At 39.2% G+C, this 12,454-nt stretch carries 8 protein-coding genes and 1 tRNA gene; 7 read left to right on the forward strand and 2 right to left on the reverse strand.

Going from position 1 to position 12,454, the window contains the following annotated elements; genetic code table 11:
* Positions 1–50: 50 nt before the first annotated feature.
* Together alaS and FJ218_08900 are read right to left on the reverse strand one after the other, a co-directional pair.
* On the reverse strand, positions 51–2,666 hold the full coding sequence (gene alaS, locus FJ218_08895; protein ID MBM4167015.1) for an alanine--tRNA ligase: 2,616 nt from the start codon (positions 2,664–2,666) through the stop codon (positions 51–53).
* Positions 2,667–2,824: 158 nt separating this feature from the next.
* The gene (locus tag FJ218_08900) at positions 2,825–3,118 is read right to left on the reverse strand and encodes an ATP-dependent Clp protease adaptor ClpS (GenBank protein ID MBM4167016.1); all 294 of its coding nucleotides are present in this window, start codon (positions 3,116–3,118) and stop codon (positions 2,825–2,827) included.
* A gap of 549 nt (positions 3,119–3,667) precedes the next feature.
* Between FJ218_08900 and FJ218_08905 the strand changes: the two genes are divergently transcribed.
* From FJ218_08905 to FJ218_08935, 7 genes are all read left to right on the forward strand, one after another.
* Complete coding sequence (locus FJ218_08905) at positions 3,668–4,006, forward strand: hypothetical protein (GenBank protein MBM4167017.1); 339 nt, start codon at positions 3,668–3,670, stop codon at positions 4,004–4,006.
* Positions 4,007–4,207: 201 nt separating this feature from the next.
* On the forward strand, positions 4,208–9,292 hold the full coding sequence (locus FJ218_08910) for a T9SS type A sorting domain-containing protein (GenBank protein ID MBM4167018.1): 5,085 nt from the start codon (positions 4,208–4,210) through the stop codon (positions 9,290–9,292).
* 216 nt (positions 9,293–9,508) lie between these two features.
* Entirely contained in the window at positions 9,509–9,805 is a 297-nt protein-coding gene (gene secG / locus FJ218_08915) for a preprotein translocase subunit SecG (protein MBM4167019.1), read from the forward strand.
* A 37-nt stretch (positions 9,806–9,842) separates the two neighbouring features.
* A tRNA-Lys gene (locus tag FJ218_08920) sits at positions 9,843–9,915 on the forward strand.
* 171 nt (positions 9,916–10,086) lie between these two features.
* Positions 10,087–10,455: a GAF domain-containing protein gene (locus tag FJ218_08925; protein ID MBM4167020.1), complete on the forward strand. Its 369-nt coding sequence runs from the start codon at positions 10,087–10,089 to the stop codon at positions 10,453–10,455.
* Complete coding sequence (locus FJ218_08930) at positions 10,452–11,186, forward strand: SDR family oxidoreductase (GenBank protein MBM4167021.1); 735 nt, start codon at positions 10,452–10,454, stop codon at positions 11,184–11,186. Before FJ218_08925 ends, FJ218_08930 begins: the two co-directional genes overlap by 4 nt.
* 13 nt (positions 11,187–11,199) lie before the next feature.
* Positions 11,200–12,454: YfhO family protein (locus FJ218_08935; protein MBM4167022.1), on the forward strand; the 1,255-nt coding region annotated here is incomplete at its 3' end.

Genomic DNA, 12,454 nt, shown 5'->3' on the forward strand with positions numbered 1-12,454 from the left:
GAACTTGTCGTGTTGAGCGCAATGGAGCGAAGCGAAATGAAGTCGAAACATTATTTCAATATTTCTTCAACAAACTTTTTAAAACTTTTTAACACTCCATCCAACTTCGCAACATCTTTTCCGCCCGCAGTTGCGAGGTGAGGTTTTCCACCGCCGCCGCCGCCAAGTTGTTTTGCGAGTTCGCCGACAATTTTTCCCGCTTGCAATTTTTTTTCTTTGATAACGTCATCGGTTACAACGCAGACGAGAGAAACTTTTTCGTCAATTACAGAAGCAAGAACTCCAACACCGTTTTTCATTTTCTCGCGCAACATATCGCCGAGATTTTTTATTTCTTCGCTGTCGCTCACAGTAACTTTTTCCGCAATGATTGCAATGCCGTTATGCAACGTTGCATTTTTTACAAACGTATCGAGCATTGTTCCGGCAGAGAGCAAACGATACTTGCTCAATTCTTTTTCGAGTTTCTTTTTCTCTTCGATAAGTTGTGAAATTTTTTCTGCAACAAAATGATAATCAACGTTGAGTAATTCCTTCGAGCGTTCAAGAATATTCATTCTGTCGCGCACAAAATCATCAACGGTTGTTCCCGTGATTGCTTCTATTCTTCGCACACCACTCGAAATACTCGTTTCGCTCAGCAGTTTGAAGTAACCGATTTCGCCCGTTGCTTTCACGTGCGTTCCACCACAAAATTCCAAACTGAAATCGCCGAACTGCACCACGTTCACATTGTCGCCGTATTTATCGCCGAAGAACATCAGCGCGCCCATTTTTTTTGCATCATCAAATGGAATGTTGCGATGATGTTGCAAAGAAATATTCTCACGAATTTTTTCATTCACGATTGTTTCGATGTCGCGCAATTCGTTTTCAGAAAGTTTATTGTAATGATTGAAATCAAACCGCAAACGATTCGGTTCAACAAGCGAGCCGGCTTGATGCGCGTGCGTTCCAATTGTTTTTCGCAATGCAGAATGAAACAAATGTGTTGCGGTGTGATTGCGCATTATCGAATATCGGCGCGGTTTATCAACGCTTGCAAAAACTTTTTCTGTTTCAGAAATTTTTTGGAGCGTTTCTTTCGTAACATGGTAATGCAAATTATTATTCTTCACTACGTCAATGATTTCGATTTCCTTTCCATTGATTTTCAGAAACCCAGTATCACTCACTTGTCCACCGGATTCAGCGTAAAATGGAGTTTCTTTCAAAAGAAATTTTTGAGAGTCGCAATACAAAACGTTTGTTTCTATTTCGAGTGCATCATACGTAAATCCCGTATGTTCTTCTAAATTTAAATGTTCTTGAGGAACATCTGCTTCAATTGAAACTTTGAATGATGTTGCTTTTTGCGAGCGAAGTTTTTGCTCATCCATTAATTGAGCAAAACTTCCAAGATTCACTTTTAATCCACGTTCCTCACACATCAACTCGGTTAAATCCAATGGGAAACCAAATGTATCATAAAGTTTAAACGCTTCTTCTCCGGGAAATATTTTTGATTGTTTCAAGTCTTGAACCACTTCTTCAAAAATTTCCAACCCTCTATCAAGCGTTGCGTTGAAACTTTCTTCTTCGCTTTTAATTACGCGCTCAACGTGTTTTTGTTTTTCAATGATTTCGGGAAACACGCTTCCCATTTGTTGTACAACTGTTTCAACCACTTTGTAAATAAACGGCTCGTGCAACTCCAATTTTCTTCCGAAACGAGATGCGCGGCGTAAAATTCTTCGCAGTACATATCCGCGGCCTTCATTCGAGGGATTTGCTCCGTCAGCAATAGCAAATGTTAGCGTGCGAACGTGGTCAGCAATTACGCGCATTGCAACATCGGTTTGCGATTTGGGATTTGAGATTTGCGCATCGAGCGTGTAAAAATATTCCTTCTTACTTACTTCTGCAATGCGAAGAATGATTGGTGTGAAAACATCCGTATCGTAATTCGATTTTTTGTTTTGAAGAACTGCGCAAATTCTTTCAAATCCCATTCCCGTATCAACGTGCTTTGCAGGAAGAAGTGAAAGTTTTCCATCCGCACCTCGATTATTTTGAATAAAGACGAGGTTCCAAATTTCGATGCAGTTTGCTGTTCCTTCATTTACCGGCGCAGGAGTGGAAATGTCTTCGCGATTATCGAAATGAATTTCTGTGCAAGGACCGCACGGACCGGTTTCTCCCATTTCCCAAAAATTTTCTTTGTCGCCGAAACGAAGAATGTGCGAAGGATTGATGTCGGTTACAGTTTTCCAAAGTTCAAACGCTTCGTCATCGGATTTATACACCGTTGCCCACAAACGTTCTTTGGGAAGTTTCCAAATTTGTGTCAATAATTCCCACGCCCAACTAATCGCTTCCTTTTTGTAGTAATCGCCGAACGACCAATTGCCGAGCATTTCAAAAAATGTGTGATGATACGTATCGCGTCCAACTTCTTCCAAATCGTTGTGTTTGCCGCTGACGCGAATACATTTTTGCGTGTCGGCGGCGCGTGCGTAATCACGTTTTCCCATTCCCAGAAAAACGTCTTTGAATTGATTCATTCCCGCATTGGTAAAAAGCAACGTCGGGTCATCGTGCGGAATAACGCTTGCGCTCGGAACAATCTTGTGTTGCTTCGATGCGAAGAAATCAAAAAAACTTTGTCGTATTTGTTGTGATGTCATTAAAATGAGATTTTAGATTGCTGATGTGAACAATTTTAGATTTTATATTTTACATTTAAGATTGAAATACGAATGACAAATGACCAATTACTTTTTCTAACATATTAAACTACTAACATTCTCAAATACTCATCATCTCAACTACTTACCTACTATTTTCATACTTCAATCTGCGTCATCAATTGAATTTCTTCCAGCACGTGGCTTACTTCCAAACAGCGAATCATTTCTCCACTGAACACCACTGCTTTTCCGTTGAAATGCACTTCCCACGTTAATGCTTCCGCCTTGTGAATGTCGCAGCCGATTGCTTTGATGATTTGCCCAATCACTTCATCGAACGAATGCACTTCGTCGTTGAACAGAATGACTTTTGCCGGTTCTTCAACGAGAACATCATTGTCGCTTTCTTCGATGAGTTCGGTTTCGGGAAGTGTGAGTACGTCTGACATTGTTTGAAAAATTGCGATGAAAAAATACGAAAAAGTAGAAGTGGTTTCAAAGTTTCTTTGAAGTAACAATAAAAAAAAGATGAACCAAAGTTTCAATTTCGTTAACGCAGAAATTTTTTTGTAACGAAACTATTCCAATCGTTATCCCCAACAAATTACTTTTTCGCCGTTAGTCGTTCGGCTTCGGCAAGTATTTGTTTGTTGATTTTCACATTCGTTCTATATGAACGGCGCATAGTTGTATCGCTAATATTTTCCGAAATGATGTCAATTTCTTTTTTTGCTTCAGATAAGTATTCGAATGATTTCGTTGTATCGGTAAGGCGTGAATAGATGTTTGTGAGAATCCACAGCGCCGCTATTTTCTCTAACTTCCCTGCGTTTGAAAATGTATGGAAAACAATTTCACTGCTGAAGTTTCAGTATTCATTCATTCAAAATATATGAATTCAAAAAAGCGAAGCAAGAAAAGAAAATAAACCTCCTTATATAACAAAACACAATACTATTTTTATTTTACATTTGCCATTGCACAGTAATACAATACCGATGCAAATACCGTTTTGTGTTGCTCTGGAAGTTCAGTATTTTCGTCCCGAAAGTTTTTTACTACATACAATTATGACAGATGATATTTTACGAGAAATAGTAACAGAAATTAAGTCACTTCGCTATGAAACATTTGACGAAATAAAAGCGTTGCGTCAAGAATCTATTGCCACGAATAAACGATTAGACGAGTCAGACAAACGGCTCGATATACTCCGCGAAGATATGAAGGTACTGATTATTGGGATGAACGATACGTGCGAAACGGTGTATGGTATGCGAAAAATGATGCCGAATGTGATTTGGCAAAATGACTTGAATGCCATTGATACAGATTAAGGAACAACGATAAAAGGAACAATTCACAAAACATAAGTTTTTTCTGCGCGAAATTTTTCTCGCTGATGTTCGCAGATTGCTCTTGCAGATTTTACGCTGATTGAACAATGACACAACAAGTTTTTTAATTAATAACGTAGAACAAGTTTCTCAATGAGTCTTTGACAAACTTGTCTTACACAATTACTGAAAGCAAACTTTATGAAACTCTATAATAGACACTTACTATTTACTGCACTTTTATTTTTCTTTACGCTATTGCATACTCCCTGTGTATTTGCACAGGTGATAAATGTTTCTCTTGAGCAAAACGCACTAAACGTGCAACCGAATGCTACGATACAGGTTACATTTAATCGAGCAATGAATCCCGCCACATTTAACGATACAACATCGTTTATTGTAACAGGGAGAACAAGCGGAAGATATAGAGGAAGTTTTTCGTTTTCATCTGAGTTTTCAAAAACTGTCATTCCCGCGAACACGGGAAACCAAAGCGATGTGGGAAAAATGGATTCCCACTTGCGTGGGAATGACAATACGAAGATGTTCAACAACATTGCTACCTTTACTCCAAACATTCCATTGAAAAAAGGTGATGAAATTTCTGTAAATGTTTCAAATAAAATAACAGATGCAAATAATGTAAGCATACTACCAAACACTTCACAATTTACCGTAAAGAATGAAATTACTGATGGTGCATTTGCGGCGAAAGTTGATTATGCAACAGGAGATAATCCATCTTCAGTTTCTGTGAGCGATATAGATGGCGATATTGTCGTTGCAAATGCTGCTTCACATACAGTTTCTGTTTTGAAGAATGTAAATGATACATTTACAATTACTGCAAGCGCAGGAAGCAACGGAACAATTTCTCCGTCAGGAGATGTGAGTGTAGATCCCGGAGCAAATCAGCAATTTACTTTCACCCCGAATACGGGCTATTCCGTAGATAGTGTGTTCGTTGATGGTTCGTTCGTTGGTTCGTTAGTTGGTTATACGTTTAATAACGTAACGGAGAATCATACAATTTCTGTCGAGTTTAAAATAAATACGTTTACTATTTTCGCAAGCGCAGGAAGCAACGGCACAATTTCTCCGTCAGGAAATGTGAGTGTAGATTACGGAGCAAGTCAGCAATTTACATTTACACCAGGCACGGGCTATTACGTAGAAAGTGTATCTGTGGATAGTTTGCTTGTTGATTCGTTAGTTGGTTATACGTTTAATAACGTAACGGAGAATCATACAATTTCTGTCGAGTTTAATATAAATACTTTCACAATTACTGCAAGCGCAGGAATTAACGGCACAATTTCTCCGTCAGGAGATGTGAGTGTAGATTACGGAGCAAGTCAGCAATTTACTTTCACACCTAATACTGGCTATTCCGTAGATAGTGTTTTTGTTGATGGTTCGTTCGTTGATTCGTTAGTTGGTTATACGTTTAATAACGTAACAGCAAATCATACCATTTCTGTCAAGTTTAAAATTACTTTCACAATTACTGCAAGCGCAGGAAGCAACGGCACAATTTCTCCGTCAGGAAATGTGAATGTAAATTATGGAGCAAACCAACAATTTACTTTCACGCCGAATACGGGCTATTCCGTAGATAGTGTGTTCGTTGATGGTTTGTTTGTTGGTTCGTTGGTTAGTTATACGTTTAATAATGTAATAGCAAATCATACCATTTCTGTCAAGTTTAAATCAAGCGTTTCTCCTGTGCAAAATGCGTTGAACGTGCAACCGAACGCTACAATACAGGTTGCGTTTGCGCAAGCGATCAATACCACAACATTTAACGACACTTCCTCGTTTTTGGTATATGGACAGACAAGCGGAAGGTGCCGGGGGACGTTTGCATTTACCAATAGTAATACAGTAGTTACATTTACTCCCAATACTCCTTTTATGAAAGGTGACATTATTACGGTAAATGTAACTAACAAAATAAAAAATGGGAGCGATATTGTTATGACACCGTTGCTGTGGCAATTTACAGTTGTTGCAAATGCTACTAATGGTGCATTTGCGGCTAAAGTTGATTATGCAACAGGAAGTAATCCATATTCAGTTTCTGTGAGCGATATAAATGGCGATGGTGATGGCGATATTGTAACTGCAAATTACTTGTCAAATACAGTTTCTGTTTTGAAGAATAATGGGGATGGAACATTTACGGCAAAAGTTGATTATACAACAGGAAGTAATCCATTTTCAGTTTCTGTGAGCGATATAGATGGCGATGGTGATGGCGATATTGTCGTTGTAAATAATGGTTCAAATACAGTTTCTGTTTTGAAGAATAATGGGGATGGAACATTTACGGCGAAAGTTGATTATACAACTGAAAAAAGACCAGTATCAGTTTCTGTGAGCGATATAGATGGCGATGGTGATGGCGATATTGTAACTGCAAATTACTTGTCAAATACAGTTTCTGTTTTGAAGAATAATGGGGATGGAACATTTACGGCTAACGTTGATTATGCAACAGGAACAAGACCAGTATCAGTTTCTGTGAGCGATATAGATGGCGACGGTGATGGCGATATTGTAACTGCAAATTGGAATTCAAATACAGTTTCTGTTTTGAAGAATAATGGGGATGGAACATTTACGGCGAAAGTTGATTATACAACAGAAAAAAGACCAGTATCAGTTTCTGTGAGCAATATAGATGGCGACGGTGATGGCGATATGGTCGTTGCAAATTGGGGTGCACATACAGTTTCTGTGTTGAAGAATAATGGAGATGGCACGTATGCGGAGAAATTTGATTATGCAACAGGTAGTAGCCCATCTTCCGTTTCTGTGAGCGATATAGATGGCGATGGTGATGGCGATATTGTAACTGCAAATTATACTTCAAATACAGTTTCTGTGTTGAAGAATAATGGGGATGGCACCTATGCGGAGAAAGTTGATGATGCAACAGGTACAAGACCGGTATCAGTTTCTGTGAGCGATATAGATGGCGATGGTGATGGCGATATTGTCGTTGCAAATTCCTCTTCAAGTGGAACAGTTTCTGTTTTGAAGAATGTCAATAATATTTCACTCGTTGCATATTATCCTTTCTCTGGCAATGCAAACGATTCCAGCGAGTACAGTAATAACGGCACAAACAACGGTGCAACACCTACAACTGATAGATTTGGCAATGCAAATAGTGCGTATAGTTTTAACGAAAGCAATGACAGCGTTTTTGTTAGTGCCGCGGCTAATTCTTTCCCTACTGGGAACAATAGTCGTACAATTAGTTTTTGGATTTACAGTTCCAATATGGCTCAAGTCACTAAAGATTTGCTTGGATGGGGAGCAGGTGGTAATAGTCAGCAATGCTGGTTTGTTTTGGGCGGCGGCGGGGTGCAAAGGAAAATTACATTTTGGGGATACAACAATGATTTAAATTCAACTATGATTTTTAATGATAATACATGGTACCACATAGTGTTTACCCATGATGGTTCTACGAGTACATTCTATATTAACGGCGTAAACGACACCTCTGCATCTAGAACATACAACACTGCATCAAATTCTACATTCAGAGTTGGTTCTGACCCAACGACGAGCCAACATAATCCTTTCAATGGAATACTTGACGATATCCGCATTTACAATCACGCACTCACACTAACGCAAGTAGATTCGTTGTATCATCTCAATAGTTGGCCCCCTAAATACACAATCTCTGCAACTGCCGGCGCAAACGGAAGTATCTCTCCATCGGGAAATGTATCGGTTACGTACGGGTTAAGTCAACAATTTACTTTCACTCCAGGCACGGGCTATTCCGTAGATAGTGTGTTCGTTGATGGTGTGTTCGTTGATTCAACTGATGGTTATACATTTTATAATGTTACAGCAATTCATACCATAAGCGTAACGTTCAAGGAGTATGAAGGTGTTACGCTTTCAACATTACCTGCAACAAGTGTTGGAGGAAGGCGTGCAAGACTTAATGGATATATCAACCCTAATGGTATCAGAACTGCAGTTACATTTCAATGGGGAACAACAACAGAATACGGAAACACTATTGCTGCATCACCAAGCCCCGTAAGTGGAAATACTATGGTTTCAGTGGTTTCACAACTCGTGGGATTGGACACAAATACAACATATCATTATCGTGTCGTTGCCGCGAATGAATTAAGCGGCTCGGTATATGGTTATGATGTAACATTCACGACATATCACTTGGATTCGATAAAGTTTCGCACGTTTTCGCAAGAAGATTTAAAAACACCTGCGGCAAAAGTAAAGAAAGTGAAAAATATACCACGACCGCAATCTGCACCAACGGCGGGTAATGTTCTCGATACTCTTTTTGTTACAGGACAATTCAAAAAAATAAAAGACAAAACAAGCGTGAAATATCCCGGAGGAATGGTGCTTGGCATTGTGCAAACAGTCAAAGATTCGATGAAGAGATATGGATGGTTTCGCATAATTGGAAGTTCAAAAGATGTGCAGAAGTTTTTAACACACGCCGGTTCAGCGCGAGGATATGACAGCATCGGCGGAAAAATATTTTCCAAGGAATTGAAAAATCCGAAAGTAGATAAATACAATAACTTACTCGTCGGCGAATTGCTTGCGCTGAAAGTGAATATTGCAATGAGTCAAGATAGTATGACGAATCCCGATTTCGGCAATTTGATTTACGATAATCCGGTAAAAGCAGATACGTTTGTAACACAGCGATTGACGATACAAGGAAAAACACTCTCACAAATTTCCGCGTATTGTGATACAATGCTCACGTATTACAAACGTTACTACACTTTCACGCCATCGGAAGAATACAACAAACTTGCAAGCGCGTTAATTGAAATCAACGCCGCATTTCGCGCGCCGTTTGATACCGTGAGTTGGAATCCGTTTATCCTCAAAGATTCCATTCCCATTGACCAGGTAGAATTTCTGCGAAGAGGAACGAGTAAAGAAAATACGATTCCGGAAATTTCCTTTGAACAAACGGAACCGGAAAAAATTTTCTTGATGCAAAATTATCCGAATCCGTTTAATCCGACGACAACGATTCGATTTGAAATTCCCGTAGGGGCAATTCATGAATTGCCCTTACAAACAACGTTGAAAATCTACAACGTTCTCGGTCAAGAAGTTGCAACGCTTTTAAACAACGAACAACTCGAAGAAGGCGAACACGAAGTTCAGTTTGATGCAAGTGGATTAACGAGCGGCGTGTATTTTTACAAACTTTCTACACCAACATTTTCGCAAACGAGAAAACTTTTGCTGATGAAATAACCTCTGCGCTACTTTGCGTTTAAAAATAAATGTCAAGTTCGAAAAGAACACGCGAAGAAACATAAAGAATAAAGAAATAATCAAGGAATAAATTATTATAAACGAGAGGGAAAATGTTTCTTATGATGAATGGTTTTATGCTGAAACTTTTGAATGTTCATTCACAAATTCGTATTTTCAACTCGCATTTTTTTTAAACAAATTATATTATTCAGAATGTTCACTTTATCACTCATTGTTTTATTTATAGTTAGTTTTCTACTCATCATTTCTGTATTGATGCAGGCAAGCAAAGGAGGAGGTCTTGCAGGCGTTATGGCGGGAGGACAAGTAGGAACAATGTTTGGCGTGCGCCGTACTGCAGATTTTTTAAGCAAAGCAACTGCGGTACTAGCCGGAGCGTTAATTGCTTTGTGCATCCTCATCAATCTATTATTCCTGCCTTCACAAACATCTACAACGGATAGCGCTATTCAAGGGAACACACCTTCTGTTCCGATTCAGCAACGATAAGAAAATTTTTTCTTCACGTATCGTATGTTCAGTTTTTGCGCCCATGGCTCAATTGGTAGAGCAGCTGACTCTTAATCAGCGGGTTCCAGGTTCGAGTCCTGGTGGGCGCACGTACGATTTCTTTTAATCAAAACTTTTCTTTCCTTCCATTTTTATTTCGTAACAATGTGAAAACAATCGTATCAACACTGCACGGTTCGAAAGAAGAGAAATACCGAGAGGCGATTTCTCAATTTCAATCGTTGATAGCAGGAGAAAACGACGAAGGAATTATTCTTGGAATGATTGCTTCACTTCTCAAAATGCAATTTGAGACGTTTTCGTGGGTGGGTTTTTATGTACTGAAAGGAAATGAACTTGTTGTTGGTCCTTTTCAAGGAAAACCTCCTTGTATTCGTATTGAAGTTGGCAAAGGAGTTTGCGGAACTGTTGCTCAAGAAAAAAAAACTCTCATTGTCTCTGATGTAGATGCGTTTCCCGAACATATTCGTTGCGATGCGGATTCGCGTTCGGAAATTGTTGTTCCTCTCTTTCAGAATAATACACTCTACGGCGTGCTTGATATTGACAGTTTTCGTTTGAATAATTTTGACGAAACGGATAAAGTTTATCTTGAAGAAATTTGTCGAAACATAACAACGCTATTATGAAAATACGCGCGCATCGCAACATTGCGTTAGTTACCGGCGGAGCGAGAAGATTGGGAAAATATATTTCTCTTGCGCTTGCGGAAAACGGATTTGACGTTGTCGTGAATTTCAAAACATCGCGTCGAGATGCGTTGAAAACGAAAAAAGAAATTGAAACATTAGGAAAACAATGTTTGCTTGTTCAAGCAGATGTATCAAACAGCCGTGACGTTGCACGGATGTTCACCAGCATTAAAAAAACATTTGGAAGAATAGATGTTGTCGTGAATAACGCAGGAATATTTGAACCGTCGAACCTTTTTTCAACAACAGAACAACGGTGGGAGAAAACACTGGCAACCAATTTGAAAAGTGTGTTTCTTGTTTCAAAAGCAGCAGCAGAAATTTTTCAACGACAGAACAGCGGAACAATTCTGAACATCAGTTCAGTCGGCGGGATAAAAGCGTGGAAAGGATTTCTTGCGTATTCCGTAGCGAAGGCGGGGGTCATTCAACTTACGAAAATCCTTGCGAGAGAACTTGCGCCGTATGTTCGCGTTAATGCAATCGCTCCGGGGACAATTGCGATGAGCGAAGATGATAATTCTTATTTTGACAACGCCAATGTTATTCCCATGAACCGATATGGCGTTCCTTCCGATATAACGTCGCTTGTCGTCTATCTTGCAACAACTTCTCAATACATCACAGGACAAACGTTTGCAGTGGACGGCGGAAAATCAATACTTTAACTAAAAAAATACAATGGCAAAAATTCCAAAGAAAAAAACTAATGTAAAAGAGCAAACACCATCGGGAATATTTTCTTCGCTTTCGCCGATGAAAAAAGATTTTCTCGTTATAGGATTGATCTATCTGGTAACTGTCGTAATGTTTTCAGGAGTTGTTTTTCAGAATGAAATTTTTTCGGATAGCGGTGATACGGCATCGGCGCAAGCGATAACGCAAGCTGGAAAAATTCTTGAAGAAACAGAACATATCGAGCCGCAGTGGTTTCCGTACATTTTTTCCGGAATGCCGTCGTTCGGTAGTTTGATGTATCTTGCAAAAGACATCAATTATGCAGAGATGGTTGTGAAAGGTGTTGCAAAACTTTTATTCTTTTTTTCGGATTTGAGTTGGATGATAATGCACTTTTTTCTCGGCGCAGTTGGTGTGTATCTTTTTGTGCGTTACTTGGGATTACGACATTTTTCCGCGCTGATATCTGCGATAACATTTTTGTTGTGTCCGTTCATTGTAGGAATGGGGCAAGCGGGACACGGTTCAAAATTGATGGCGTTAAGTTACATTCCGTATTTATTTCTTGCTACGCAATATGTTTTTGAGAAAAGAAATCTATTGAGTATGGGAATACTATCTGTAACTGTTGGAACATTGCTTTTGACAAATCACGTACAAATTGTGTACTATGGATTTATGTGCGTAGGATTATTTGCTTTTTACAATCTTGTGTTCAGTTTTAAGGAACATCGAAGAATTGCAATTGCACAGAGCGGATTTTTTGTCGCAGCGTTTATTATTGGGTTTGCAATTTCTGCGTTTATTTATTTGTCAACGTACGAATATTCACAGTATTCGATTCGCGGCGGAGGAGAAACGGGAGTGAGCGGCGGATTAAATAAAGATTATGCAACGAATTGGTCAGTGCATCCGTTGGAAACATTGACATATTTCGTTCCGTCGTTTTTTGGTTTTCAGTCGCCGTTTTATTGGGGATGGATGCCGTTCACGGAATCGAGCGTGTACATCGGAATTGTTCCATTAATTCTTGCCGCAATTGCAATTATTTTTTATCGGAACAAAATTACAATCTTCTTCGCAGCACTTTCAATATTTCTCCTTGTAATTTCATGGGGGAAATTCTTTTTCATCTATGATATATTGTTCGAGTATTTACCGTTCTTTAATAAATTTCGCGCGCCGCAAATGATATTGCTTCTTGTTCCGTTTACGGTAGGAGTTGTTGCGGCGTATGGTTGCGAATATCTTTTCGGCA

Source organism: Ignavibacteria bacterium, assembly GCA_016873775.1.
In the GTDB taxonomy this organism is placed as follows: domain Bacteria; phylum Bacteroidota; class Ignavibacteria; order UBA10030; family F1-140-MAGs086; genus JAGXRH01.

Excerpts from the sequence above, each read along its gene's own strand:
- alaS (MBM4167015.1), bottom strand. The coding sequence starts at position 2,666 with ATGACATCACAACAAATACGACAAAGTTTTTTTGATTTCTTCGCATCG.
- FJ218_08900 (MBM4167016.1), bottom strand. The coding sequence starts at position 3,118 with ATGTCAGACGTACTCACACTTCCCGAAACCGAACTCATCGAAGAAAGC.
- FJ218_08905 (MBM4167017.1), top strand. The coding sequence starts at position 3,668 with ATGCAAATACCGTTTTGTGTTGCTCTGGAAGTTCAGTATTTTCGTCCC.
- FJ218_08910 (MBM4167018.1), top strand. The coding sequence starts at position 4,208 with ATGAAACTCTATAATAGACACTTACTATTTACTGCACTTTTATTTTTC.
- secG (MBM4167019.1), top strand. The coding sequence starts at position 9,509 with ATGTTCACTTTATCACTCATTGTTTTATTTATAGTTAGTTTTCTACTC.
- FJ218_08925 (MBM4167020.1), top strand. The coding sequence starts at position 10,087 with ATGATTGCTTCACTTCTCAAAATGCAATTTGAGACGTTTTCGTGGGTG.
- FJ218_08930 (MBM4167021.1), top strand. The coding sequence starts at position 10,452 with ATGAAAATACGCGCGCATCGCAACATTGCGTTAGTTACCGGCGGAGCG.